The 25,605-nt window shown below is 60.7% G+C and carries 24 protein-coding genes, 2 pseudogenes and 1 other annotated feature; of the genes and pseudogenes, 14 read left to right on the top strand and 12 right to left on the bottom strand.

Translation table 11 applies throughout. The annotated features are described in order from the left end of the window. Positions 1-64: 64 nt before the first annotated feature. From AC0T4W_RS06915 to AC0T4W_RS06885, 7 genes are read right to left on the bottom strand one after another with little or no spacing between them, the layout of a single operon-like run. Positions 65-829: an SDR family oxidoreductase gene (locus tag AC0T4W_RS06915; protein ID WP_476317847.1), complete on the bottom strand. Its 765-nt coding sequence runs from the start codon at positions 827-829 to the stop codon at positions 65-67. Positions 830-862: 33 nt separating this feature from the next. Beyond that, positions 863-1,591: a cupin domain-containing protein gene (locus AC0T4W_RS06910; RefSeq protein ID WP_476317844.1), complete on the bottom strand. Its 729-nt coding sequence runs from the start codon at positions 1,589-1,591 to the stop codon at positions 863-865. A 30-nt stretch (positions 1,592-1,621) separates the two neighbouring features. Continuing rightward, positions 1,622-3,352 carry an FAD-dependent monooxygenase gene (locus AC0T4W_RS06905; protein WP_476317841.1) on the bottom strand — a complete coding sequence of 577 codons (1,731 nt, stop codon included), beginning with the start codon at positions 3,350-3,352 and terminating at the stop codon, positions 1,622-1,624. 20 nt (positions 3,353-3,372) lie between these two features. Beyond that, complete coding sequence (locus AC0T4W_RS06900; protein ID WP_476317838.1) at positions 3,373-4,086, bottom strand: methyltransferase; 714 nt, start codon at positions 4,084-4,086, stop codon at positions 3,373-3,375. Positions 4,087-4,115: 29 nt separating this feature from the next. Further along, the gene (locus AC0T4W_RS06895) at positions 4,116-6,560 is read right to left on the bottom strand and encodes an AMP-binding protein (protein WP_476317835.1); all 2,445 of its coding nucleotides are present in this window, start codon (positions 6,558-6,560) and stop codon (positions 4,116-4,118) included. A 47-nt stretch (positions 6,561-6,607) separates the two neighbouring features. Beyond that, complete coding sequence (locus tag AC0T4W_RS06890; protein WP_476317832.1) at positions 6,608-7,369, bottom strand: class I fructose-bisphosphate aldolase; 762 nt, start codon at positions 7,367-7,369, stop codon at positions 6,608-6,610. 44 nt (positions 7,370-7,413) lie between these two features. Beyond that, entirely contained in the window at positions 7,414-8,745 is a 1,332-nt protein-coding gene (locus AC0T4W_RS06885; protein ID WP_476317830.1) for a 3-dehydroquinate synthase II domain-containing protein, read from the bottom strand. A 530-nt stretch (positions 8,746-9,275) separates the two neighbouring features. Between AC0T4W_RS06885 and AC0T4W_RS06880 the strand changes: the two are divergent. After that, a pseudogene (locus tag AC0T4W_RS06880) lies at positions 9,276-10,396 on the top strand (IS3 family transposase). Further along, positions 9,554-9,670: a sequence feature (AL1L pseudoknot), on the top strand. It overlaps the preceding pseudogene by 117 nt. A 175-nt stretch (positions 10,397-10,571) precedes the next feature. Here AC0T4W_RS06880 and AC0T4W_RS06875 read toward each other — a convergent pair. Beyond that, positions 10,572-11,111, bottom strand: a complete 540-nt coding sequence (locus tag AC0T4W_RS06875; RefSeq protein WP_476317827.1) for a helix-turn-helix domain-containing protein — start codon at positions 11,109-11,111, stop codon at positions 10,572-10,574. A 114-nt stretch (positions 11,112-11,225) separates the two neighbouring features. Here AC0T4W_RS06875 and AC0T4W_RS06870 point away from each other — a divergent pair, with 114 nt between their 5' ends. From AC0T4W_RS06870 to AC0T4W_RS06860, 3 genes and pseudogenes are all read left to right on the top strand, one after another. Beyond that, positions 11,226-12,008: an aldolase gene (locus tag AC0T4W_RS06870; RefSeq protein WP_476317824.1), complete on the top strand. Its 783-nt coding sequence runs from the start codon at positions 11,226-11,228 to the stop codon at positions 12,006-12,008. 28 nt (positions 12,009-12,036) lie between these two features. Continuing rightward, the gene (locus AC0T4W_RS06865; RefSeq protein ID WP_476317821.1) at positions 12,037-12,924 is read left to right on the top strand and encodes a dihydrodipicolinate synthase family protein; all 888 of its coding nucleotides are present in this window, start codon (positions 12,037-12,039) and stop codon (positions 12,922-12,924) included. 115 nt (positions 12,925-13,039) lie between these two features. Continuing rightward, positions 13,040-13,528 (top strand): annotated as a pseudogene (locus AC0T4W_RS06860) (DNA/RNA helicase domain-containing protein); the annotation flags it as partial. 1,400 nt (positions 13,529-14,928) lie between these two features. On the opposite strand, the gene AC0T4W_RS06855 reads toward AC0T4W_RS06860, so the two are convergent. The 3 genes from AC0T4W_RS06855 to AC0T4W_RS06845 all read right to left on the bottom strand — a co-directional run bounded on the left by AC0T4W_RS06855 (position 14,929) and on the right by AC0T4W_RS06845 (position 16,470). Continuing rightward, a complete protein-coding gene (locus tag AC0T4W_RS06855; RefSeq protein ID WP_476317818.1) occupies positions 14,929-15,465 on the bottom strand; it encodes a hypothetical protein in 537 nt (178 codons plus the stop codon). Next, on the bottom strand, positions 15,437-15,841 hold the full coding sequence (locus AC0T4W_RS06850; RefSeq protein ID WP_476317815.1) for a hypothetical protein: 405 nt from the start codon (positions 15,839-15,841) through the stop codon (positions 15,437-15,439). The genes AC0T4W_RS06855 and AC0T4W_RS06850 overlap by 29 nt, the downstream gene beginning before the upstream one ends. A gap of 335 nt (positions 15,842-16,176) precedes the next feature. Continuing rightward, positions 16,177-16,470: a hypothetical protein gene (locus AC0T4W_RS06845; RefSeq protein WP_476317813.1), complete on the bottom strand. Its 294-nt coding sequence runs from the start codon at positions 16,468-16,470 to the stop codon at positions 16,177-16,179. Between the two features lie 522 nt (positions 16,471-16,992). Between AC0T4W_RS06845 and AC0T4W_RS06840 the strand changes: the two genes are divergently transcribed. Together AC0T4W_RS06840 and AC0T4W_RS06835 are read left to right on the top strand one after the other, a co-directional pair. Continuing rightward, complete coding sequence (locus AC0T4W_RS06840) at positions 16,993-17,262, top strand: hypothetical protein (RefSeq protein WP_476317810.1); 270 nt, start codon at positions 16,993-16,995, stop codon at positions 17,260-17,262. Further along, positions 17,259-17,555 carry a LasR-specific antiactivator QslA gene (locus AC0T4W_RS06835; protein WP_476317807.1) on the top strand — a complete coding sequence of 99 codons (297 nt, stop codon included), beginning with the start codon at positions 17,259-17,261 and terminating at the stop codon, positions 17,553-17,555. The genes AC0T4W_RS06840 and AC0T4W_RS06835 overlap by 4 nt, the downstream gene beginning before the upstream one ends. A gap of 155 nt (positions 17,556-17,710) precedes the next feature. Here AC0T4W_RS06835 and AC0T4W_RS06830 read toward each other — a convergent pair whose 3' ends face one another. Then, positions 17,711-18,679 (bottom strand): hypothetical protein, encoded by a 969-nt coding sequence (locus tag AC0T4W_RS06830; RefSeq protein WP_476317805.1) that lies wholly within the window; start codon positions 18,677-18,679, stop codon positions 17,711-17,713. A gap of 126 nt (positions 18,680-18,805) precedes the next feature. Between AC0T4W_RS06830 and istA the strand changes: the two genes are divergently transcribed. The 8 genes from istA (at position 18,806) to AC0T4W_RS06790 (ending at position 25,297) form a co-directional block, all read left to right on the top strand. Beyond that, entirely contained in the window at positions 18,806-20,326 is a 1,521-nt protein-coding gene (istA, locus tag AC0T4W_RS06825; protein ID WP_476317802.1) for an IS21 family transposase, read from the top strand. 16 nt (positions 20,327-20,342) lie between these two features. Beyond that, entirely contained in the window at positions 20,343-21,098 is a 756-nt protein-coding gene (istB, locus tag AC0T4W_RS06820; RefSeq protein WP_476317799.1) for an IS21-like element helper ATPase IstB, read from the top strand. Positions 21,099-21,425: 327 nt separating this feature from the next. Further along, positions 21,426-21,938 (top strand): antirestriction protein ArdA, encoded by a 513-nt coding sequence (locus AC0T4W_RS06815; protein WP_476317796.1) that lies wholly within the window; start codon positions 21,426-21,428, stop codon positions 21,936-21,938. A gap of 595 nt (positions 21,939-22,533) precedes the next feature. Beyond that, positions 22,534-22,815, top strand: a complete 282-nt coding sequence (locus tag AC0T4W_RS06810; protein ID WP_476323498.1) for a helix-turn-helix transcriptional regulator — start codon at positions 22,534-22,536, stop codon at positions 22,813-22,815. An 11-nt stretch (positions 22,816-22,826) separates the two neighbouring features. After that, complete coding sequence (locus AC0T4W_RS06805; protein WP_476317794.1) at positions 22,827-23,669, top strand: replication initiator protein A; 843 nt, start codon at positions 22,827-22,829, stop codon at positions 23,667-23,669. A 229-nt stretch (positions 23,670-23,898) separates the two neighbouring features. Beyond that, complete coding sequence (gene parA / locus AC0T4W_RS06800; RefSeq protein WP_476317791.1) at positions 23,899-24,537, top strand: ParA family partition ATPase; 639 nt, start codon at positions 23,899-23,901, stop codon at positions 24,535-24,537. After that, positions 24,534-24,776, top strand: coding sequence for a hypothetical protein (locus tag AC0T4W_RS06795; RefSeq protein ID WP_476317788.1), 243 nt, complete (start codon positions 24,534-24,536; stop codon positions 24,774-24,776). Before parA ends, AC0T4W_RS06795 begins: the two co-directional genes overlap by 4 nt. Next, the gene (locus AC0T4W_RS06790; protein ID WP_476317785.1) at positions 24,773-25,297 is read left to right on the top strand and encodes a S26 family signal peptidase; all 525 of its coding nucleotides are present in this window, start codon (positions 24,773-24,775) and stop codon (positions 25,295-25,297) included. Before AC0T4W_RS06795 ends, AC0T4W_RS06790 begins: the two co-directional genes overlap by 4 nt. The last annotated feature ends 308 nt before the right edge of the window (positions 25,298-25,605 follow it).

Genomic DNA, 25,605 nt, shown 5'->3' with positions numbered 1-25,605 from the left:
ATGCGGATTCCATTGCGGTGGGGACGGGCGCCGCGGTCGCGGCGCCCGGATCGGCCGAGTGGCCTCAGGTGCGGGTGATGGTCACGCCGCCTTCCACGAACAGCGTGGTGCCGGTGACGAAGCTGGAGGCATCGGAGGCGAGGTACAGCGCCGATTGGGCGATCTCCTCCGGGCGGGCCATGCGCTTGAGGGCATGGATGCTTTCGACGAAGGCCTTCTGCTCCGCCGTGGAGGCGGCGGCACGGCCCATTTCGGTATCGGTGCCACCGGGCATCAGCACGTTGACCCGCAGTCCCTGGGCGCCGTATTCGGCGGCCAGGGTACGGGTCAGGCCCACCAGGCCGGCCTTGCTGGCGGCGTAGGCGGCCATGCCGGGGAAGCCGACGCTGTGGCCGACGAAGGAGGAGGTAAAAATCAGCGAGCTGCCGGGACGCTTTAGCAGCTCGGGGATCTGGTGGCGGGCGCCGAGGAAGGCGCTGGTGAGGTTGGTGTCGAGGGTGTCGTGCCAGCCCTCCAGGCTGATGTCGGTCACGCTGCCCAGGGCGCCCATGCTGCCGGCGTTGTTGAAGGCGATGTCCAGGCCGCCGAACTGGCCCACAGCCAGGGCCACGGCCTCGCGGGCGCAGGCCTCCTCCTTGACGTCGCCCACCAGCATCAGGGCCTTGCCGCCCGTGGCATTGATCTCGCCCAGCAAGCGATCTAAGCAGTCGGCGCGGCGGCCCACGACCACCACCTTGGCGCCGTGGGCCGCGAAGAGCTTAGCGGTCTCGTAGCCGATGCCGGAGCTGGCACCGGTGACGATCGCGGTCTTGTTCGCCAGAGTTTTCATGCGTTCACCTTCTTTTCATGTCGTGTTGAGGGATCAGTCTCGTTTACCGGACTCGAAGAGCCGGATCAGTCCGTCCAGGTTTTTGCCGAAGGGCGGCTCGCCCTCCTCCACCTTCTCGGCGTACTGCCAGAAGTCGGTGCTGAACATCATTCCGTAGTCGCGCGCTTCGCTGACGGCCTTGAGCTGGACGATGGGGTTGTTGCGGGCACCGCGCACGCCGGGGAGGATCGGCCTGGCGATGGATTCGAAGTAGCCCTTGAGGTTCACCTCGGGGGTGTCGGGGGTCCACACCAGCCACATCATCACGGTCTTGTCGGTGATGTTGATGAAGCCGTGGATGTGGTTGCGCCGGCCGAACACCATGGCGCCCTTCTTCATCGGGATCATGCGGATGGTGTCGCGCCCGGACGCGTGTGGCGGGTTGTCCAGGTCGGTGTAGGTGCGGGTGCCCATGAACATCACCACACCGCCGTCGGGGGCATAGAACCACTCGTCCGTGCGGGTGTGCACATGCAGCGGCGGGCCGGAGCCCGGGGGGATTTCCACCTTGGCCATGAGATAGCGGCCACGGGTGGTCTCGCCAGTCTTCACGAAGCGGATGGAGGCCCCTTCGGGCTCGCCGTTGACCACCTGCGGGTTGGGGTCGTCCTCGATCAGGGCGAAGGCCGCTGCGTTCTCCTGGGCGTCGTCCGCGTACTCGGTCTCCAGCCCGTTCACGTCAAGGACCTGGTCCCGTCTCTGTTCACTTGCCAATACACTCATGTCGCCTCCTTGATGCCATCAGTTTGTCGATCAGCCCACTGCACTGAATACGCAGCCCAGCACCGGGCCGGGGGCCTGGATGCCAGCCACCCCCTGCCCGACGAGGCGGTCCAGCAACGCGCCGGAATCCTCCGGCAGGGCGTCGCCACGCCAGCCGATGTGCTGGTCGGGCCGGACCAGCAGCAGCTGCACTGCGTAGAACGTGAAGGCGGTGGCCGGCAGGTCGACCACCTCCAGGGGAATACCACGGGCACGCGCCGCGTCCACCAGGCGCGTGGCCTCGGGGGCCTGCGGGCCGTTGCGCAAGAGGGTGAAGCCGACGCTCAGCCGGTCGAACACCGAGTGTCGGCCGGTGCTGCCATCGGCGATCCACAGGTGCGGCAGGCGCCCGCCCGGCAAGGTACTGGGGCGGTAGAGCAGCGGGTCGTCCTCGGGGGGCGTGCCGTCGTCCGGCCAGAGGATCGGCGAGCCGTCGTAGCGGGCGCCCAACTCGACGCCTAGAGAGGCAAACTGCCCGCGAAATTGCTGCAGCGCTTCGCCCAGACGCTCACGCGCTTGTTGGCCAGCGGACCCTGGGTCCTCGACCTCGGCGGGCACGCTCACCTGCCCGACGCGCAGGGTTAGGAGTCGGGCGGCGTGGGTATTGCGTAAAGCGACCGAGCGCCGCTCCAACTCATAGGTTGCCAAGAGCCCGTCGCCGGCCCATCCCTGCACGGCAGCGGCGAGTTTCCAGGCCAGGTTGGCGGCGCCGTCGATGCCGGTGTTCATGCCGAAGCCGCCTGTAGGCGAGAACAGGTGGGTGGCGTCGCCGGCGAGCAACACCCGGCGGTCGGCGAAGCGCTCGGCCACCAGGGCCAGGCCACCGTGCCAGACGGCGTGGGCCAACGCGCTGACCTCGACGGGCTCGCCGATACCGCGCTGGATGGCGCGGATCACAGCCTCGTCCTGGGGCATCTCTTCGCTGCTGCGGGCCTGAGTCATGAACAGGAACTCGTCGGCGCCGTCCAGGCTGATCAGCAGCATGCGCCCATCTGGGGCGACGACGTTGTACATCCAGGCCTTGCGGTCCGGCAGCAGGCGCCGGTGAAGGTCGGGGATGCGCACGTGGCTGGAGAACATACGCCCGCTGAGAAAGCCGCCGGTACTGCCGTCCGGGCCAATATAGCCGATGCCAAGGCGGCGGCGGACGAAGCTGTGGCCGCCGTCGCAGCCCACCAGGTAGTCGGCTCGCCAGTGCTCGCCGGCGCCCTGCCCGGCGCTGTCGATGACGTGGAGGCTGACGCCCTCAGCATCCTGCTGGAAGTCCTCGACGCGCCAGCCGAAGCGCAGCTGGATGCCGGGGCGGGTGCGCAGGTGCTCCAGCAGAAACCGCTCGACGTACATCTGGTTGGCCCGTAGCAGGGGCTCGGGCACTTGATCGGTGTCCGGTGCCTGACGCGTCGCCCGAAGGCGCTGGCGCTCGGAGGGCATATCCAGGCGCGCCAGCTCCCAGCCGTTGAGGCGAGTGAAGTAGGCGACGTCCCGGGGGTGGTCATCGGGCAAGCCGAGGCGACGGATGCCGTCGGACAACCCGAGCCGCCGGTAATGCTCCATGGTGCGGGCGTTGTGGGTGTTACCCTTTGGGTGCCAGCGGGTGGTGCGCTCGCTGTTGAACAGCACCACAGGCACGCCGTGATGGTCCAAAAACAGGGCGAGCATCATCCCCACCGGGCCGCCACCGACGATGGCCACCGGGGCCTTGAGGTCGTGGGTGTCATGCATGGTGATCGCTCCCGTAGGGCTCAGGCCTCGGCCGGTGCGTGAGCACCCGGCAGGAGCTGGAGGATGTCGTAGCGCGGCGCGCCGTCGCCCTGGCCGCTAACCGAGGACATCACCCGCGAGGCATAGCCGTGCTCGCGCAGCAGGACGTCCAGGGCCTGGCTGTCGCCCTGGCTGCTAAAGCCCATCAGCAGCATGCCGCCGAGGGCGAGGTGACGCGGGGCCTCGTCGAGGAACCTCCGGTGGGCGGCATACCCCGGATCGCAGAAGGCCATCATGATGGCGGCGTCGAACACGTGGTCGGCTTCGACGAAGACGAAGTTGGAGTTCCAGAAGATGACGTCGAAGTGCTCGCCCTCCTCCAGCACGTCGAACAGGTCGCCCTGGCGGACGAACATCCGCTCGGCAACGCCGTGCCTATTGGCGTTGGCGAGGGTGTTGGCCACAGCATCGGCGCTGATGTCGCTGGCCACCACCAAGGCGCAGCCTTCGAGGGCGGCAGTGACGGCAGTAACGCCAGCGCCGCAGCCGATCTCCAAGAAGCGTCCGCCCCGAGGATAAGTTAGGTGGCGGGTGAAAATGCCGGTCGACTGGAAGTGGGTGGGCGGGAAGACGCCGCCATGCACAACGAAGCGGCGCCCCATGCATTCGTATTCGTCCTGCTGGTCGGCCTGGGCAGTGGCGAGCCTCTGGCGCACCGACGCGAGGGCGTCGGGTTGGGAGGTGAGCTGGGTCATAGTACGGTCCTTGTTCGGTTGGCGTGGGCTCAGCGCGCGGTTCCGCTGGAGGCCAGCGAGCGTTCGGCTTCAGGGGCGCGGCGCAGCAGGTGCAGCAGGGCCTGTTCGTGCTGGCCGGCCAGCAGGGTCTCGGCAAGGCCGCGCAGGCGGCGCTTGAGGATCTTGCCGGTGGCACCGGCGGGGAGGAAAGCGAGGTCGCTGACCACTGCCACCGCCACCTCGCCCTCCGCCAAGTGCACACCCCTGCGCATGGCGGCCTGGTACAGAGCGGATAGCACGCGGGGGGCGATTGCGGCGGCCTGGTCCAGGGCCTGACGTTCGGGCAGCACCAAGGCGAGGACGCGGGTGCCCTCGGCGTGGCTGGGGTCGACTCCGACCACGGTGGCGTCGCAAACGCCTTCCACCTGCTGCGCCGCTTCTTCCAGCAGCAGGGTGTAGAGCGCGCCGCCGCTGGAGTCGATGACGTCCACGGCGCGGTCGATCTGGAAAAACTCGCCATCACGGCAGTAGGCGACGTCTCCGGTGAGGAAGTAGCCGGCGCGCCAGGCTTCGGCGGTCTTCTGCGACTGCTTCCAATAGCCTGATGTGACGGTGGGCGAGCGCACGGCCAGCAGACCGACTTCGCCGGGCTTCACTTCTTCGCCGCTACAGGGATCAAGGACCTTGGCTACGGCGATGTCTACCGGGCGGCCGATAGAACGCTGGTCCGCCAGAGCGTCGCGGGTGGATTCGCTGCGGAACAGAGCCATGCCCAACTCGGAGCTGCCGAAGGCGTCGATGAAGCGCGACTGTGGTGCGCCGTCGAGGATAGCGCGCACGTGGCTCTGATGGGATGCGTCGCCCATGGCGAACCAGCGGCGCACGCCGGGGAATTCGCCGGGGCGGATCCCGCCGTCAACCAGCAACACGTAGCTGCGCGGGAAGGCGACCACCGTGGTGGGCTGGAAGTGGCGGATGGCTTCGCGCAGGGCATCGCCGTCCTGGGTGCCCAACACGAAAGTGGGGATGCCGTGGAGGACGGCCGTCTCCAGGTGGCTGATGGCCGCCGAGTGGGACTGCGGCAGAGCGGTCAGCAGGCGCTCGTCGGGCCCTTCGGCGAAGCGACCGATGCGGGCGCGCTTGCCCATAAAAAATTGCCGATGTTCGAAGCGCACTGCCTTGGGCAGCCCGGTGGTGCCGGAGGTGTGGCTGAGCATGACCAGGGTTGAGTCCTCAGGTTCCAGCGGCCACCAGGTGGGCAGCTGTGGGGCTGGGTCGAGGCGCGACAGACTGACGTCGAGTACGGACTGGGGGGCCTGGTTGCACCATTGGCGGGCGAAGGCGCTAGTGGCTAGGGTGGAGCTGTCGGTGACCAGGCGCTCGAAGCCGTTCTCGGCCATGTAGGCGAGACCGAACTCGGCGGGCATTGCCGGGTTCATCAGCGAGATGGCAGCGCCGAGGCTGGTAAGGGCGAGGTAGTGGAGCATGGGCATGAGCCCGTCCTCGACGCTCACTGCCACCACGTCGCCGGGCTTCACTCCCTGTTGCAGGTACCAGTCGGCCAGCGCCATGCGGTGGCGCTGCAGATCGTTGAGCCCAAGGGCGCTGACCGGGGCGCCCTGCAGGAGCTGCAGCGGCCGATCAAGAAACAGGAACGGTTGGTCGGCGGTGGTGCTCAGGGCCAGGCAGCGGTCGAGGAAGTTGGCGCTGCCGAGGCTGGCGTCAGCGCGCAGGGCCTGGAGGGCCTCGGGACTGGTGAGGGTGCCCTGGGCCTTACCGGTGCCGCTGCCCTCGCCGACCAGCTCAGCGAGCAAGTCCATGCGCAGGTGGATCATTTCCTCGCCGATGGCGATTACCCGGCTGCGCAGGTAAGGCCGCTCGCCGAGCATGCGGTCAATGATGTCGCGCATGACGATGGCGTGCTCCTCGTCCTCTTCGATGTGCAGGACGAAGAAGTGCTCGGCCTCGCCGGGGGCGTTGTGACTACGTAGGGCATCCAGCACCGGGCCGTAGATCAGCGGGACGATGGCTTCGGCACCAAGGCAGAGGGCGGCTAGGCCGTCCAGCGGGTCGCTGCTGCGACAGTGGCGGAACATGGCGTCGATGAGCTGACGGGTGCCCTCCAACAGGGGGCGGCTGCGCGGGACGGCGGCCATCAGGTCCATGGCGCGTCGGTACAGCTCGGCGTGCGAGATGTCGACGCTGTCGCCGCCGGAGAGTTCTTCGGTGAGGTTGTGTGACAGGTCCTTGAACTCGCGCTGGTCCGCCAGGCTGCCCATGAGGGCGCACAGGTAGCGAGTGAAGTACTGGGAGTAGTAATGGTGCTGGATGAGGAAGTGACGCAGTTGGTCAACGCTGACCGCGCCGTTGCGACAGGCCACAAGGAAGGGGTTAGCCTTGAGCTGGCCAAGCAGGCCCTCGGGGAAGAGATCCGTCCAGAGGGGGGACAGCACGTAGTCGTTGCGGCCATCGGCACGCATGTCGAGGTGTTCCATTGACCTTCTCCTTGACGGCCGCCAGGCGGCCGTCGGTTGAGTACCGTTCACACGGCGCGACTGAGGTATTCCGTTTCGCCCCGGATGCAGTCCGCCAGGCGGCGAAGCAGGTCGAGGGGCCGTGGGTGCTGGAAGACGTTGCGCCCGACGCAGAGCCCGGCGGCACCGCTGGCCAGAATGGCGCGGGTCATGGCCAGAAGGCGCTCGTCTTCGGTGCGCTCGCCGCCGGCAAAAAAAATGTGAATGTCGCGACGGTGGGTCTCCACCAGTTCGGCGCATTCGGCGCTGGTTTCTGGCAGGGCCAGCTTGATCGCATCGGAGCCGAGCTCGGCGACCACCCGCACCAAGTGGCTGAGGCGCCGCTGGCGCTCCTGGGCGGTGAGCCCGCGCGCCTTGTCGTAGAGCATGGTGAGAATGGGCAGGCCGGCGGCGTGAGCGGCGTCGATCATGGCTCCGAGCTGGGCGAGGTTGTGCTGGAAATTGTGCTCGGTAAAGTTGACCTGCAGGGACACCGCATCTGCCCCCAGCTCCAGCGCCGCCTCGACACTGGCGACGGGGATCTTAGTGTCGGGCTCGGGGGCGATGCTGGCCATGCCGTTGAGGTGGAGGATCACGCCGGTGGCCGGATGCAACATGTCACGCAGGATTAGTCGTTCGATCAGGCCCTTGTGGGCAATGATGGCGCTGATGTGCTCGCTACCGATCCATTTCTCGAAGTCGGCGGTCTGGGTCATGCCGGCGATTGGCCCGAGGGTCAGGCCGTGGTCGATGGGGACGATCAATCCGCGGCGCGATGCTGGAAACAGCAAGCGCCGCTCCCTAAGAACTCTGCTGACGTAGCTCATGGCGGCCTCTATTTTTCGATGATCGATTCGTTGATCTTGATGCCGACATGACGACCGGGCTCTGTGACGTAGCCGAGGACCTTGTCGCCGGGCTTGAGCTCCGAAATGTTCAGGGGCTTGGCTGCGTCGGAGAAGATGCGCACGTGCCAGTCGTCCTGCATGAGGACGTTGACCCGCTCCTTGCCGGAGAACTCAACCTCGATCAGCCGCAGCGGGCGCTGCTCGATCTTCATGCGGCCGACTGTGGCCCGGCGCACGCGCCCCTTGGAGTTGACGAGCATGATCGGCGAGCCGGCCTTGAGCTCGCTCATGTAGTCGGTGCGGTTGTCGGTGTTGAACACATAGGAGTGCACGGCGCCGGCGTTGACGCGGAAGGGCCTCAGCTCCATGTAGGGCAGGAAGTAGACCTCGGGACAACAGAGCACACCGCCCTGGGAGGTGCTGCCGACCAGCATGCCTTCGTCGGGCTCGAACAGGGTGGCGGCGTCGATGCAAGCCCGGTAGCCCATGCCCGCGGGGCGGCTTTCGATGACGGTGCCGATCTGGATGTTGAGGCTGGCGTAGCTCTGCGCCTGAGACATGCGAGCGAGGAACTCGCTCATCACGCCATGGTCGCGGGGAGAGAAGATCACCCCTTCGGCCCCGTACTCCATCACGCCGTAGGAGACGATGGCATCGTCAACGTCGGTGGACGCCTTGACCTCCTTCATCAATACAGTGGAGGTGGACTGCAGCGAGGCAATGACCAGCTCCAAGGGAATGTTGGTGGGGTCACGAAAGAGAATCCACAGGTAGTTGAAGCGCTGTCCCTGGTCGATGGCGCCCAGTAGGCTGTCACGGTCGTCAACATAGCTGGTGAAGCAGGTGAGCAGGCCGTCAAGGCCCAGTTCGGCCAGGGCCTCAGCGTCGCTCAGAGCGACGGAGCGGTTGCGGGCGGCGGCACCCTTACGGAAGTCCTCCACCAGGGGTTTAGAGCTCTCGCGGAAGGCCTTGATTTCGGCGGCGTTGCGCAGGCGCAGCACCACGTGCATGCGCGAGGGCACGGCGGGGAGCAGTTCGGCGACGTTGTCCATGTAGAGGACTATGCCTGTGTAGAGCGAGTTGATGACGCGGACGAAGATGCCGTCGTCAGGGCGCTTGCTGGCCAGTTGGGCACTGTCGAACCAGACCAACTGGCTGTCGTTTGCAGTACGCTTGGACTCACCGGCCTTGCGAATGTTGGCGAGTCTGACCGAGCTGCGCCTGGAAATGGTTTCTGGCGTTTCGAAGTCTTGCGGGACAGCTACTTCCTTAGTGATCTGGACATCCTTTTCCTTCACCCCTGAGCTTGTATTGATCATGTTTCTTCTCCTGGCTGCGTACCCTTGGTGAAGCGTGTTCATATAGAGGGCATCCGGACACCCGCTTGCGCACTGCTCAATGATTCGCAACCTTTACGAGCGATCCGTCTCCCGTTGGGCTGCCCAACCTCTTCCATCGTCCAGCCGCTGGGCGTCCGATGGGGTCGAGTTGCGTTGGGCAGGCTCGGCGCGCACGGTCGGGTGGTGGTTTGGTCCCAGACCGTTTCGACGCGTGGCGCACTCTCTCCCAGCCCCCAGCACAAGAAAAGACCGTATGGTTTGCATGGCATACGAAACAGGTACGGTCAGTTTTCTAGACACAAAAAGTCCGTAATCAGACCTAGGACGACTCGACAAAAAAGCCTAACGGAGTGACGTAACGGCCTAAAAAACGGCATAGCGGCAAATTAACCAGACAAAAAATGTCTGTTAACAGACATATAAAGTTGGTAATTACGGCAAACCGACTCCGGTGAGCACTGAATCGCCTCGGGTTTCGTAAAGGTCTCAGCTCTTGAGAAAATGGGGCTATGAGAAAGACTACGACCTCCTCCCCTGAAGTCCGTGAACGTGCTGTGCGCATGGTTCTGGAACACCTGAACGACTATCCGTCCGAGTGGGCGGCTATTGAGGCCATTGCCCCGAAGATTGGCTGTGCAGCGCAAACCCTGCATGGCTGGATTCGTCGTCACCAAACTGATGCCGGCCAGCGCCCCGGGCCGACCACCGAAGAGCGTGAGCGCATCAACGCTCTGGAGCGTGAGAACCGCGAGTTGCGCAAAGCCAACGAGATTCTGGGTCTGGCCAGTGCGTATTTTGCCCAGGCGGAGCTCGACCGCCGCACCAAGTCCTGAGGGCCTTTTTCGACCAGCATCGTGACCGTCTCGGGGTCGAGTCGACCTGCCGTGTCTTGCAGATCGCCCCGTCCGGTTACCACAAGCACGCGGCGCAGCAGCGCAACCCGGCACTGCGCTGTTGCCGTGCTCGGCGCGATGACACGCTGATCAAGGAAATCCAGCGCGTATGGGACGCGAACATGCAGTGCTATGGCGCTGTGAAGGTCTGGAAGCAGCTCCAGCGAGAAGGCATCGAGGCAGCCAGATGCACGGTGGAGCGGTTGATGCGTCGAGCGGGATTGCAGGGCATAAGGCGTGGCCAGGTTGTGCGAACAACAGTGGCCGGTGACAAGTCGCTCTGTCCGCTGGATCGTGTGCAGTGCCAGTTCCATGCCGACCGCCCGAACCAACTGTGGGTGTCGGACTTCGCCTATGTTTCAACCTTGCAAGACTGGCTGTACGTGGCCTTCGTGATTGACGTGTTTGCGCGGCGGATCGTCGGCTGGCGAGTCAGTACCAGTATGAAGACCGACTTCGTGCTGGATGCCCTGGAGCAAGCCCTGTATGCCCGTCAGCCGCATCGTACGGATGGTCTGATCCATCAGCGACCGTGGCAGTCAGTACGTCTCAATCCGCTATACCGAACGCCTGGCAGAGACCGGCATCGAACCCTCGGTTGGCAGCAAGGGCGGCAGCTATGACAACGCCTTGGCCGAGACCATCACGGTCTGTGCAAGGCCGAGTTGATTTACCGACAGTCATGGAAGAGCCGCGAGGCTGTTGAGATGACGACCTTGAAATGGGTGCACTGGTGAATGACATCGCTGCTTGTCCTCACCGCTACTTGGTTCTAGCCACCCACAGTTCACTGACACTTTGGATATTCGTTGGCCAGTTTCCCAGCGGTGCTCGCTATATCGCTCTGCCTTAGTAGATCGGGTTTTGAACCTAGCCTTGGCGTTCGGATCGTCACGCGCGACAGGCATCTGCTTAATCAGCGCTGTGTATGACCACCAGTAATTGGGCTTGTACGTCGCCAACCGATCGCAGTCGGTGCGGCTTTTGTGAGTTGAAATGCAGCGCATCGCCACGGTCGAGTAGAAGCTTTTCGTTCATGAAATCTACTTCTACTTGCCCCTCGTGCACGAACAGAAACTCTTCGCCTAAATGTTCCTTGAAGGATTTGTCAGTAAATTCGGTGGGCGGGTAGATGATGAACGGCAACAGACTCCTGCTACTGATTTGGTGAGCCAATACCGCGTAACTCGGCTCTTCATTGCTCGCGGACAGCGACTGACGTTCATGCGCGCGCACAAGGCTGTAGCTGTCGAAGCTGCTGCTTTCTTCGGAGAACAGCTCTTCGACCTTCAGATTCAGAGCCTTTGCCAGCTTCAGGGCAGTCGATATTGACGGTGTATTGAGTCCACGCTCGATTTTCGACAGGTAGCTCTTGGTCATTCCGGACCGATCAGCCAATACCTCGAGTGTCACGCCAAGTTTCTTTCTCAATATTTTCAAGCGGATAGCCATATGGAGCGATCAGTCCTTCCAGGTAGAAACAGTTTCCCCTTGCGAATGACACAATGTGTCATATAGCATTGTTAGTGTCATCCGCATGACCCCTACCTTAAAGAGGAGGCCGACATGGCCAAGACATTGGAACTGCCTAAAGAGCAACTGGTCAGGCAAGCACTGACTCAGATGCAAAACACTCTTGCGGATAATACATGGACTGACCGGCAAAAACTCGCCCTGACCTGCCGCATTCTATTTGAGAGCGGCCACGACTCTGGCCTCGCTGGGCAAATCACAGCCCGTGGCCCTCAGCCAGGTACTTACTACACCCAGCAATTGGGTTTGGGCTTCGACGAAATTACCGCAAGCAATCTGCTTCTAGTAAACGAAGATCTGGAAGTGCTCGAAGGCCATGGCATGGCTAACCCTGCCAACCGTTTTCATAGCTGGGTATATCGAGCGCGCCCGGATGTGAATTGCATCATTCACACCCACCCAACTCACATTGCGGCACTTTCAATGCTTGAAGTACCGCTGCAGATCTCCCACATGGATCTTTGCCCTCTTTACGATGATTGCGCATTCCTTGAGGGATGGCCTGGCGTTCCGGTCGGTAATGAAGAGGGCGACTTGATCGCCGGTGCATTGGGCGACAAACGCGCGATTCTTCTTTCCCACCACGGTCAGCTTTCCACTGGAACCACCATCGAAGAAGCCTGCGTCATCGCGCAGCTGATCGAGCGGGCTGCCAAGCTTCAGCTACTGGCCATGGCCGCAGGCACGATCAAGCCAATCATCCCGGAACTAGGCCGTGAAGCTCACGATTGGATATCCAAGCCTAAGCGTCACGCCGCCGCATTTAATTACTACACCCGGCAGAAGCTGGGGCGTCACGCCGATTGCTTGAACTAAATCCCGCCCTGTAAACCGGAGACAAAGCATGATCAGCCCAAAAATTCACGGCATCATCGGTTACACCATTACACCGTTCGGCGCGACTGGTGAAAGTGTTGACCTTGACGCACTTGGCCGTTCCATAGACCGTCTGATCGACGGCGGCGTACATGCCATTGCGCCATTAGGTAGCACCGGCGAAGGCGCATACCTGAGCGATGCGGAGTGGGATCAGGTTGCCGAGTTCAGCGTTAAGCACGTCGCTAAGCGTGTTCCAACTATCGTCAGCGTATCCGACCTAACGACAGCAAAATCCGTACGCCGGGCACGTTTTGCGGAAAGTCATGGTGCGGATGCAGTTATGGTGCTTCCTACGTCCTATTGGAAACTCACGGAAGAGGAAATACTTGCCCACTATCGCGTCATAGGGGAAAGCGTCGGCATACCCATCATGCTTTACAACAACCCGGCTACCAGCGGCACCGACATGTCCGTGGATCTGATCCTCCGCATTATAAACTCCGTAGAGAACGTCACTATGGTCAAGGAGAGCACCGGTGACATCCAGCGCATGCACAAGCTGCAGTTGTTGGGCGAAGGCCAGGTGCCTTTCTACAACGGCTGCAATCCTCTTGCGCTAGAAGCTTTCGCCGCAGGCGCTAAAGGTTGGTGCACTGCTGCTCCGAACCTCATTCCGCAACTCAACTTGGAACTGTACGAGGCTGCGTTAGCCAATGATCTGGGTAAGGCGCGAGAAGTATTCTATCGTCAGCTTCCGCTACTGGAGTTCATCCTGAAAGGCGGTTTGCCCGCGACCATCAAAGCCGGCTTGCGTGCTACCGGTTTGGACGTTGGTGATCCGCGGTTGCCAGTCTTCCCTTTGGGTGAGGCTGGCCGTCACCAGTTGAATGACCTGCTGCAGGTTTTGCGCTAATTAGGTACGTAAGCTGTGTGATCGTTCCTTAGCCTTACGTCGGAACGCTCAAGCTGCTGTCTAGGCGATTTGGCTACCCGAACCGGGTAGTTGGGTCACCGATAACAATTTGAACGAGGCAATCGAGGCGCGAAACTCGCTAAACAAAGCGCGGGTAGTCGCGGGATATTGCTGGCCCTGGCTCAGCAAAAAAGACCCGATGGCCGATGACATTGTTATCGGCGACTACCGTCGTCAATGGAGTCTCAGCCAGGACGGCAGTCTGTGGATCATCGCTGACAAATCAATCGATCAGGTTGGCTGCATCCATACCTGTCAGGGGCTTGAGGTGGACTACATCGGCGTGATCATTGGGCCCGATTTTATTGTGCGGGATGGGCTGGTAATCACCTCCCCTGATCAACGCGACAAGCACGACAAGTCGATACGGGGTTACAAGAAGCTCAGTAAGGCTGATCCGGAGTCTGCGAAGCGTGAGACGGATCTGATCATCAAAAACACGTACCGGACGTTCATGACGCGTGGGATGAAAGGCTGCTATGTCTACTGTACTGACCAGGAGACGGCTGAGTATTTTCGGGCGAGGCTTGCTCAGCGGGACTGAGTAGCGCGGAAACCCCAGGAGCGCTGAAGAGGCAAAGCGTAGTTCGCCCTGCATCGTTATCGGCCGCCCTTGCGGTTCGTCGTCAGGGGCTACAGATGACTTGCAGATCGCATCCGATAGTCTCCTTCAGGTAGACCATGGCGGCCGCGATGACCATGTCTTGGTCATCGCTACGGCTAGCCGCAGATATACCTGGCTGAGCAATCAACACCTCCGCGACGATGGGTTTGAAACGGCTCTGCCTCAGCAGCTCGTTTAGCCTGGACGCATTGAATCGCCCCTAACTTCATAGACACCTCAGGTATCTGGTTGGCGCCCGCCGACCAGATACTTGGCATCCGAACAGACTGGACTACGCTCAGTGAACCTTGAAAAGGAGTTCGAGCTATGTGCCCCATGCGCAAGGCCGCGCCTCTGCTTCTCGCTCTCTTTTGGCGGTTTTGCACCGCCAAAGCTATTCCCATCGTAAGAAATCAGCCCTAGCGCTTTATCGGCTCACCCTATGCGTGAGATCGATTGCGTGTGCTCGTCCCCTTAACACCAGGCAAACCCATCAACACAGAGTTCAAGGGCAAGGTTTTCGACTACCTGCATAGCAACGGACAGCAAAGCTTTGCCGGTACCGATGGCAAATTCATCCGAAAGTCTGGCAAAAAAGTGTATGGCGCCACCTCAGTCAAGGTTGGTGGTTCAACAGTAGCGCTGGGGACGTCTGAAGATCTGGAAGAGACATACAGCCCTTGCCCACCGGCTACGCAGTAGATAGAACAACCAGTGTCTACAAAGGTAATCAGCATGGGGCCCCATGCAAGGTACAAATCTCAAGAGAGATGGAGCTTTAACTTGAGCGCTAGCGTGCAGTTTCTCTGATCTGCTGATCTGGTATCGTCGTTGCTCCATCAAGCGCTAGGAGCAGGAGCATGACGATATCGGTACACAGGCTGACTGGCGGCGACATTCCCGCAAGTTTTCGCAGTTCAGAAGTTAAAGCTGTCTGGCTCGTCGTAGCGAATGGCGAAGTCATCAAACTGTGCACTTCAGAGTCGGAGGCGCGTGGACTGGCCCAGTACTTGGAAGAAGAGGAACTCGAGCGAGAGCTCCAAAACTTCACAGATTTTGTCGACGGCGATGCAGAGACCCCAGAGGTAGAGCCTCCTTCACCGGAGGGACCTAGAATGGGCTAGATTACTGCGAGTCAGTCAAAATGACGGCATATTCATGTCCGATTTTGGTACCGGCAGGCCCACGCCTCCTAGCCACATTCAGAACCTTCCTGAGCCATCAACCTAAGCCCCCACCAACCAACGTACATGACGATCAGAACCTCCACCCCCATCTACAACTTGGGTGCCTCGGACGGATATCTTAGTCCGCTACTTGCCGATCTCCGCTCAAGGGAGCTATATACGCTTCGGAGATTTCTTTTCCACGATAAGCTGGTCGTTAGGGATCTCAAGCTGCCGCTCTGCGTCCTCATCCTTGAATACCACTACGGTCGTACTGCCGAACCCCTTAAATCGCACGCTAATACCTTCGTAGGCCTTGTAGCCCTCTGGCGCCTTTAGGTTCTTGGCGATAAGCGATTCCGGCAGCAACTCGTCATACGGGGCTTTCGCATAAATCACCGGGTGCTCAATGCGAACATTCGCGAGGCGCATAGCACTGTCTACCAGTTGCCCTGAAACGCCGCCGACGAGCAGCGGAAGCAGTATTATCAAGAAGCAAACGATGTGGTAGATGTTCTTCTGCTTGCTGGCTTCCACTGCGGCTTGGGCCTTGTCCGGTGTTTCAATTACCGAGTTTTGCAGCCTCTGCGCCGCACGAAATTTCTTACTGGCGTCAATTGCAACGGAATAGAACATGTGCAGCATGATCGCGACGGCCAGAAGCTTCAGGTAGACCGAATAGTCACTGCCTCCAAGCGCAATCATCATCATGACGGCCATCACTGCGAAAGGAATTGCGGGCCATTGGAAAGGCTCGAAGCTCATATGCCGGATCAATCTTCTTCCCGCGAAACTTCGTCATCACCCAGCTGGTGAACTTCAGCACTTGGTTCGTCAACGGACTGAAGCAGCTTCCCAATCCAACCAGGCCGGCCGTGAAGAATACGTAAAGGAAGCCAAAGCAGCCAGCCGCGAGCAGAAACAATAGCCCATCTCCCAGGGCCAGGCCTTGGGGAAAATGTCCGATTCGGATGGAATAGAGGATCACGCAGGCGCTACCCAGGGCGATGCTGAGTTTGACAGCGGCGCCCGCCACTTTCATGAGACTGTCCGAGGCCGATTCAAAAGGGGAAAGTTCCAGTTGCATAACTTCTCGCATATGAGGTTGGTTGTTAATGATTCAGGTAGTTTCTGCGTCGCTAGCTAGTACCAGCCGGCCACTTCGCGATTCGTTGTACTCGCCGAAGCGTCACTCCAGAAGGCCGGCTTGGCCGCGGCAGTGATCGCAGACGCTTACTAGGTCGCAGATCTCTCAGTGGTGAATCTGCCAGAGGATGAAGGGGATCAACCTTCGGCACCCTGCGTCCACAGGCTAAAGCGTCCCCACCTGTCGAATTGACTGAATACCCGCTCCTGGCCGACCTCTGCCGGCCATGACAAGCGGGGGTAATCCAGTTGCACTCAGTTTTGCCCCCGTCGAGCCTAATCAGGCAATCCCGGTATCCTGTGTACACGCACAGAGGTGATATCAAGCTTCTCAACCAACGCTTCGTGCTCGTACTGGCCAGTAAGAAGACCAACTATCCCCCACTGCTGGTCGAGCTCTTCGTTGATGGCTTGCATACGCTCAATCATCCGCCGAGCCGAACTCTGTACGGCCTCATCCTGAGAACGAAGCTGCTCGAAACCCATGGCCGTAACCGATGCGGTCATATGGGTCATGCTGCGGGCCATCAAGCCCACCAACTCAATCAACTGCTCTTCCCTGACAGACATAAACTACTTCCTGTGGTGATGCGCTCCAGAGTAGCTGATCGGCTTTAGAGGTAGATAAGCGGAATCTGTAAGCCAAACGCCACAGACCAGGTACTACATTTCCCACCTAACCCAATGACTGTCCCAAGCATACTGCTCTACAAGCCCCATCTACGCCCCAACATGTTGCCATCCTGAAACCCGCGAGCTAGAGTGCGTCCGTCGTGGTAAATCCCACGACCGGGTGTAGCAACCTGAATCGTTCGGGACGCGGCAGCGCCATAACTTAAGTGGTCAGCACTTCGTGTGCTCGGTTGCTTAACTTTATGGCGGGCCGTGTGGGGCAGGCTTTTGCCTGGCCGGTTCCCTCGGACGCCGGTTTGCTACCCCCGCACGGTCCGCCTCCATTACCGTGTAGCAACGGCGGTAGGCGGCTCCTTAATCGTCTGAGGAGCATAAGGAAAATGCGCTACCCCTTTTTTACCCAAGAGCTCCGCCTTGGCTGCTTACTCTTGCTGATCACCTCTATTTCGGAGGTGCGCCATGGCTGAGTTCGAAACCTGCGTTGTACCCTTCCCACGGCAACCGAGCCCACTGCACGAATCAGAGCGCTCTGCCCTCCCCATCGAAGCTGCAGCTGAACTGCGCGCAATCATGCTCGGCAATCTGCTGGATCAAATGGCTGAGCCACATGGCCTCCAACCTGAAAACCTACGCCTGCGTGTAGCTGCTTACTCAGCCCTGGATCTGCTGGATGAAATGGTGGTGCTCTACCGCCGGGCACTATCCCAAGTGCGAGGAGGTGCAAGATGAGCAAAGGTGTAATGACCTGCTTACCGGAACATGATGGTCACCCTGGTATGGAAATCATCTGGGCGGCAGACTGCAGACATGCGTTTAACCAGGGCGTAAGACTGGCTCAGTCATGGCTCGACAACGCGGGGAGCGGTTGGCTGTGGGCAACCATGATCGCCGAGCGAGAACTCCTGCCCAGCGCCATCGAAAGGCGTGCATTCGAGGTGGGCTTTCTAAGTCGTATTCATCAACGAATATACTTACGTCAGTGCGGCGATGAACAGAAAAGGGGCCTTCCCCTCACTTTGTAAACGACTGATCCGAGCCGGTATTGCCGGTTCGGTTCTGTTCTCATTTGTCTACGCAGACTTATCCACCAAAGCGCCCGGAGTCCAACAGCGGGGCTTTCGGCCAAAAGCGGTCGGTTCCGCTGGGCTCAGCATGCAGCCCATCACCTCATCTCGGCCTAACCGGGTTGGCTGGACAACACTGCATTGCGCTGAACCGTCATTTTGACTCCAGTCCGGGGGTTCCCCTCCAAATGAATCATGTTCAACAAATGCCTGTCCGTGATGCTCGAAAACTTTTGAGCCATGTGCCGCGCCAGCGAATCACTTGCAGTAGTCAAAATCAGGTTCATAGACGGCATGGAGGTCGCAACCAGTCGGAAAATGTCCAACATTGCCACTCGATTTAGGTCATCCAAATGCGCGATCGGCTCGTCGAGGAAGAAGCTTCCTCCGGTATTCCGAGCCCTGGCAAGGTACAACGACAATGCCAGATCCTGGCGCTGCCCTTGGCTCAGCTTCCCTTCTGCGTCCAACGCAGGCTCATGGCCTTCGGCGAAGACGGTCCACTTCAACGCATCATCGCCTTCGGAGACGCCCAGGCCTTTGTAGACTTCGTTGGCATGCATTCTAGAAAACAGCTCAGCTGCAGGACTGAGTAGAGGCCTGAGGCTCGAGGCAGTGAAATCTTTCACATGCAAGGCATACTGCTCAATCGCAAGTTCTGCTTCTGCGATGTAGTCTGTGCCGATTTTCAGTTTGCTGGTCAACTCAACCAGTTCCCGCTCAAGCTTCCTCAGCTTTGCCGATTCAGTATCAACACTCACCACTGCCTCGCATTCGTCGAGCATGCTGGAGTATTTCGTTACCTCATTTCCTCGCTGACCCACCTGTTGACGCATGAGTTCGTAGGATTGCACCAAAACGGGTTGATCACCAAAAAGTTCGCGCCAGAGGGCGTCGAAGCTACTGGTGATCCCTACTGCCGCTGCGATACTCGTGTTAAGACCAGCGATCTCGTTCGCCTTGGATTGAACGACTTGTAAAAGTCCCTGTACAACAAGAACAAGACTGCGGATTCCGCGCTGACTCGGACACCCATTCCACGCACATCCGGACAGTGATTCCACGCTGATCCGGACACCCATTCCACGAGCATCCGGACACTGATTCCACAGCCATCCGGACACTTTCTGGCAGGCAGCTACGCAGGATTTATTCACTACCATTGGCCTCTTTTTCGAAGCAGAGAGGTCGTCGTGGAGCGTTTATCCATGCGTAAAATCCGTGAGGTGTTGCGCCTCAAGTTCGATTGCGGGCTGTCTGTCCGTAAGATCTCCCGCAGTCTGGGCATAGGCCACAGCAGTGCCGGTGATTACCTCTGCCGATTCACGGCCTGCGGCCTCTCCTGGCCGCTTCCTGCTGAGCTGTCCGACGCAGAGCTGGAGCGGCGCCTGTTCCCGCCACCGCCGGAGATCCCCTCTGAGCAACGACCAACTCCCGACTGGGCCTGGGTGCATGCCGAGCTGCGCCGACCAGGCGTGACCCTGGCGCTGCTCTGGCAGGAGTATCGGCTGGGCCAGCCGCAGGGCTTCCAGTACAGCTGGTTCTGCGAGCACTACCGGGCCTGGGCCGGCAAGGTCGATGTGGTGATGCGCCAGGAGCACCGCGTCGGCGAAAAGCTGTTCGTCGACTACGCAGGGCAGACGATGCCGGTGATCGACCGTCACAGCGGCGAGATCCGCCAGGCGCAGGTATTCGTCGCGGTACTCGGTGCCTCCAGCTACACCTTCGCCGAGGCCACCTGGTCGCAGCAGTTGCCGGACTGGCTGGGCTCCCATGCCCGTTGCTTCGCCTTCCTCGGCGGGGTGCCGGAGATCGTGGTGCCGGACAACCTGCGCAGTGCGGTGAGCAAGGCCCATCGCTACGAACCGGACATCAACCCCAGCTACCGCGACTTGGCCGAGCACTATGGCGTGGCGGTGGTGCCTGCGCGGGCCCGTAAGCCCCGCGACAAGGCCAAGGCCGAGGTCGGCGTGCAGGTGGTCGAGCGCTGGATCCTCGCCGCCTTGCGCCATCGCCAGTTCTTCTCCCTGGACGAACTCAACACGGCCATCGCCGTGCTGCTGGAGCGGCTCAACCAACGGCCGTTCAAGAAGCTGCCGGGCTCCCGGCAATCGGCCTTCGCCAGCCTGGATCGCCCGGCCCTGCGCCCGCTGCCGGAGCAGCCCTACGTCTATGCCGAGTGGAAGAAGGCGCGGGTGCATATCGACTACCACGTCGAGGTCGATGGGCATTACTACTCGGTGCCCTACCAGTTGGTGAAGAAGCAGCTGGAGGTGCGTCTGACGGCCCGCACCGTGGAGTGCTTCCACGCCAACCAGCGGGTGGCCAGCCACGTACGCTCCCTACACAAAGGCCGGCACAGCACGCAGACCGAGCACATGCCCAAGAGCCATCGAGAGCATGCCGAGTGGACGCCGCAGCGGCTGATCCGCTGGGCCGAGCAGACCGGCCCGAACACCGCCGGGGTGATCGGCCACATCCTCGAACGGCGCGTGCATCCGCAGCATGGCTACCGCGCCTGCCTGGGCATCCTGCGCCTGGGCAAGCACCACGGCGAAGCGCGCCTGGAAGCCGCCTGCCAGCGCGCCCTAAGCCTCGGTGCCTGTAGCTACAAAAGCCTCGAATCGATCCTGCGCCAAGGCCTGGAAAACCTGCCGCTGGCTCAACAGAACCTGCCCCTACTACCGGACGACCACGCCAACCTGCGCGGCCCCGGCTACTACCACTGAACAAAGGAATCCCACCATGCTGCCTCACCCGACCCTGGACAAGCTGCAAACCCTGCGCCTGCACGGCATGCTCAAAGCCCTCGCCGAGCAACTGAAAACACCCGACATCGACAGCCTGAGCTTCGAAGAACGCCTCGGCCTGTTGGTCGATCGCGAGCTGACCGAGCGCGACGACAAGCGCCTGAGCAGCCGCCTACGCCAGGCCCGGCTCAAGCACAACGCCTGCCTCGAAGACATCGACTACCGCGCCCCGCGCGGGCTGGACAAGGCGCTGATCCTGCAACTGCGCAGCGGCCAGTGGCTGCGCGACGGCCTCAACCTGATCATCGGCGGCCCCACCGGCGTCGGCAAAACCTGGCTGGCCTGCGCCCTGGCCCACCAGGCCTGCCGGGACGGCTGCAGCGTGCGCTATCTGCGCCTGCCACGGCTGCTGGAAGAACTGGGCCTGGCACATGGCGACGGCCGCTTCGTCAAGCTGATGAGCAGCTACGCCAAGACCGACCTGCTGATCCTCGATGACTGGGGCCTGGCACCGTTCACCAACGAACAGCGCCGCGACATGCTGGAGCTGCTGGACGACCGCTACGGCCAACGCTCAACCATCGTGACCAGTCAGATGCCGGTGGACAACTGGCACGAACTGATCGGCGATCCGACCCTGGCCGACGCCATCCTCGACCGCCTGGTGCACAACGCCTACCGGATCAACCTGAAGGGAGAGTCGATGCGCAGGCGGGCGAAGAAATTGACGACGCCGGGCACCTCAGACTAACAATGCATATCCTGCGTCGCTGCGCTCCGACTGCCTGTCCGGATGACCGTGGAACAGGTGTCCGGATCAGCGTGGGCTGAGTGTCCGAATGGCGTGGAATCCGCAAATGACACAAATGAACAGCCCGCATTCTTACAAATCCTGCTTAAAACAGGGGTTCTTGCCCCCTCAAAATCAAGACAAATAGACGGTTTCCAACCGGCCGCTGCGCTGGGTGGAGCCTCCGCGATTTATCTTGATTTTTTCACGACAGCCTTAGTCGCCCTAGTCGGCAGGGGTTCATGCGCAACGCAAGCGCAGAACCCTGAAGACGAAGGAGCGAAAGCCATGAGCGAACACATCAGGATCTACGTTGCCGATCTAGCCGCCTACAACGCAGGCTATCTACATGGCGTCTGGATAGATGCCACCCAGGATCTCGACAACATCCAAGCACAAGTCGACATCATGCTGGCCGCATCACCCGTCGAGGGCGTGGAGGAATACGCCATCCATGATTACGAAGGTTTTGATGGCTACAGCCTCGGCGAGTACGAAGGGCTCGAAAATGCCCATGAGGTTGCCTGCTTTATCGAGGAATACCCGGCGTTCGGCGGTGCCCTGCTCGCCCACCTCAACGACATTGGCGAGGCGCGCAAAGCGGCTGAGGAAGATTACTGCGGCTGCTACGTCTCGCTAGCCGACTACGCCCAAGATCTAACCGAAGAAACCAGCAGCATTCCCCAACACCTGGCCAATTACATCGACTACACCGCCATGGCTCGTGACATGGAGTATGGCGGCGACGTATTCACGCTTGAGACTGGCCTCGAGCAAGTGCACGTGTTCTGGAACCGCTAATTTGAACGGAAGGCACCGGGAGCAACCGGTGCCTTTGCTTTTTGCGCCCCTGGCCTGCCGGCCACCCGCGCGCCCCACCCTAGTAGATGGACTGGTGCGAGCACCAGCGCTGAATCTAGATGCTGACAGCTCTGCGGCTGCAGCCTATTCAGACTGTTACGGACTTACGTCTTTGCACAAATCAGCCAATCCGTATCTACAGATTTACTGATTTGCAGGGAACCGGATTTACGCTTTTACGTATTTACGGAAATCCGCATCTGCGCATTTCAGGTTTTACAGGCTTCCGTAATTACCCAATCCTTGTTGTTGCGCGAGTAGACCTCGTCGAGGTCTTTTGCTGCCACCGGTTACCTTCATAGGCGGGCGTACTCGGTCAGCGCCCAGACCTTGGGGGCATCAATCCATCGCCGACCTTCCTGCGAGTTCGCCCAGACCTAACCCGACATGATCGAGCGCGACGGCTGCCGCACGGTGCACCTTCCACTTCAACGGAGGACACACCATGTCGCAACTACCGACTCTGCCCCACCACCAGCATCGCGTCGACCTAGACTCTCCGCGTCATCGCAAGGCTGGGCCGACGGCTCATGCCATGGCCCCAATAGCGCCCAATCAAACAGCAACCGCGAAGCAAGCCGGTACTCCACCGCGCTACCTCACCAATACCGAGGCAGCGACCTACCTGCGCTTATCGCCGCGCACTCTGGAAAAACAGCGCGTACTCGGCGGTGGCCCGCGCTTTCACAAGTTCGGCAGACGAGTCATGTACGCCCTGTCAGATCTTGAGACTTGGGCCAACGAGCGCAGCTTTGAGACCACCTTCGATCCTGAGTACCTAGAACGCCACCCAGGAGCTCAACGTGATGACCAGTGAAACCTTTGGCTATGAGTCGCTGCACGCACACCCTGCCAACGCAGAACGAACAACTGGATCTGTTCCGCGCATTGCCGGGCGAGATGGCGCCACGCGACGCCCAGGACCTAATGGCAAATCCGTTCTTCTCGCTGGCCAAGTCGCGGCGCACGGTGCCCATCGACTTTCGTTCGGGAGAAGTGACGGTGCGTGTGGAAGGCACACTGGAGCATGGTATTGCCACAATCTGGGATGCCGACATCCTGATCTGGGCAGCCAGTCAGATCGTCGAAGCGCGCGATGCGGGTATTCCGACCTCAAGACTGATGCGCGCAACGCCCTACCAAATACTGCGCTTCATCGGTCGCGGCACGTCATTACGCGACTACCAGCGGCTCAAGGCCGCTCTAGATCGGCTGCAGTCGACCAGCGTGGCCACCTCAATCCGCGAGACCACTGGCAGGCGACTGCACCGCTTCTCTTGGATCAACGAGTGGAAGGAACTCGCCGCACCGGATGGCCGACCGCTGGGTATCGAGTTGATCCTGCCAGATTGGTTCTACAGCGGAGTGCTCGACCAAGCACTGGTGTTAACAATCGACGCGGCTTACTTCCGGCTCACCGGCGGCATCGAGCGCTGGTTGTATCGTCTGGTGCGCAAGCATGGCGGCAAGCAGGAGGACGGCTGGCAATTCGATTTTCGCCACCTGTACCGCAAATCAGGGAGCACAGCCCGCTATTCAGATTTTGCTCTCGACCTGCGTGCACTGGTCGCTCGGCAGTCGCTACCGGGATATCGCTTGAGCATTGTTCGGTTTGCCCCCTCAACCGAACTGCTCGCCTTTCGCCCCGTGCCGTATACGGCACGGGGATAACCTGCGCAAAAACTGTGAATTCAGACGTGCTATCAGGCGCAAGCCGGCACGTGCTATCGGGAGCATCACCCTCGTGCCATCAGGCGCACGAAATTCTCTGCAGGCCACGCCCAGCGTGGCCTGCAGCATCCCTTAACTTAACTAACTTAAAAGCTCTAACTTGTTATTGGGAAAACACTCGACTGTGGACAGGTGAAAATCGGCCCTATCTGGCCGGGGAGATCCGACCATGATCGTCGCTCTACTCAACCAGAAAGGCGGGGTTGGTAAGACCACGCTCGCCACCCATATCGCAGGCGAACTGGCCCTACGTGGCAATAACGTTATCCTGCTTGATGCTGACCCACAGGGCTCGGCACTGGACTGGACGCAAAGACGCAGCCAACAAGGTTTACCTAGGCTATTCAGCGCCGTCGGCCTGGCACGCGAGACGCTGCATCAGGAAGCCCCTGAACTGGCTCGCCGGGCCGATCACGTGATCATCGATGGACCACCGCGTATTGCCGCCCTCGCCCGCTCGGCGTTACTTGCAGCCGACCGCGTTTTGATCCCTGTACAGCCTAGCCCTTACGACCTGTGGGCAAGCGCAGAAATGGTCAACCTGATCCGCGAGGCGCAGGTGTTCCGGCCCATGCTGCGCGCCGCGTTTGCCATCAACCGTCGCGTTAGCACTACGGTGATTGGTCGGGAGGCACGCAGCGCCTTGGCTGAACAACCGCTGCCAGCTCTGCAGTCGGAGGTACGCCAACGTATCGTCTTCGCTGAAAGCGTTGCTGCCGGTCGCTTGGCACGTGAGTTAGCACCAGCCAGTGCTGCAGCGCGCGAGATCAGTAACCTTGTAGACGAACTGCTGCGGTGGTCGCTGTGAGCGGCAAGCGCATCGACATCGGTGCTCGTCCGTTAGCCGATCCAAAGGCCGATAACTGGATACGCCAGGGCGCCGTCCAAGACAGCGGCAAAGTCGAACGCTACAGCGCCCGACTCACGCTCGACGTCACACCAGCACTGCGCACACGCATCAAGCTCGCTGCATTCGATCGCGGTGTAACGATGGCGGAGATGCTGCGTGATGTCCTGGAACGGGAGTTCCCGGAGGTCACGTCATGACGCCGTTTGGTCGACATGCGTTGTGGCCTATCGCCTTGAGCGTCGGCAGTCTGTTCGCACTGGCCTGGGTTGCACTCACCAGTTCGTCACCCCTGCTCGTCTACAACGCTTCCAACAGCGTGCCCGCAGGTTGGTACCACATCGCTGATGCTCGCCTACTGGCTGTTGGCGACTTAGTGCTGGTTCGCTTGCCGCCAGAGGCCACGGCATTAGCAGCGCAGCGCGGCTACCTGCCATCGACCGTACCACTGCTGAAAACGGTAGCCGCTATCGCGCCCCAGCATGTGTGCATACAGCGCAAGCAAGTACTGATCGACGGCCAACGTGTGGCCAAGCAATTGCGCCGGGATCAGCAAGGTCGCGCGCTTCCAGACTGGGGAGCCTGCCGCCACTTAGTGAGCGATGAACTGTTCCTGCTCAGCAGCAATCCAGAGTCGTTCGACAGTCGCTATTTTGGACCTGTTTCGGCCAACGCAGTAATCGGTCGAGCGCAGCCATTGAAGCTGGTAACACCCCCATGAACCCGCACTTACCGCGTCAACCAACGGGTCAACTTCGTGTGCTCCGCTTGCCCAGCCGCGCGCCGCCTAGGGGCATAAACCCCTGCCCTGCACCTGAGCCATGGGCTCCACATCTGGGCACCCAACACACCCTGTTTACCCACTTCAGAACAACCACAGCAAAGGAAAAGCAGAGGGCAAGATAAAAGGGGGCGGCACTTCGTGGCTCGCGGAGGTGGTCTGCACGGGAGGGTTAGACGGCACACCGCCTAGACGATCAGGTGCAGGAACTGTTTCGAACACTCTCAGCTCCTGGCCCATACGCGTGC

The sequence above is a fragment of the Pseudomonas sp. C7.1 genome, assembly GCF_056312395.1.
Note: the sequence above shows the minus strand (reverse complement) of the source record. Positions and strands in the feature narration are given on the sequence as shown.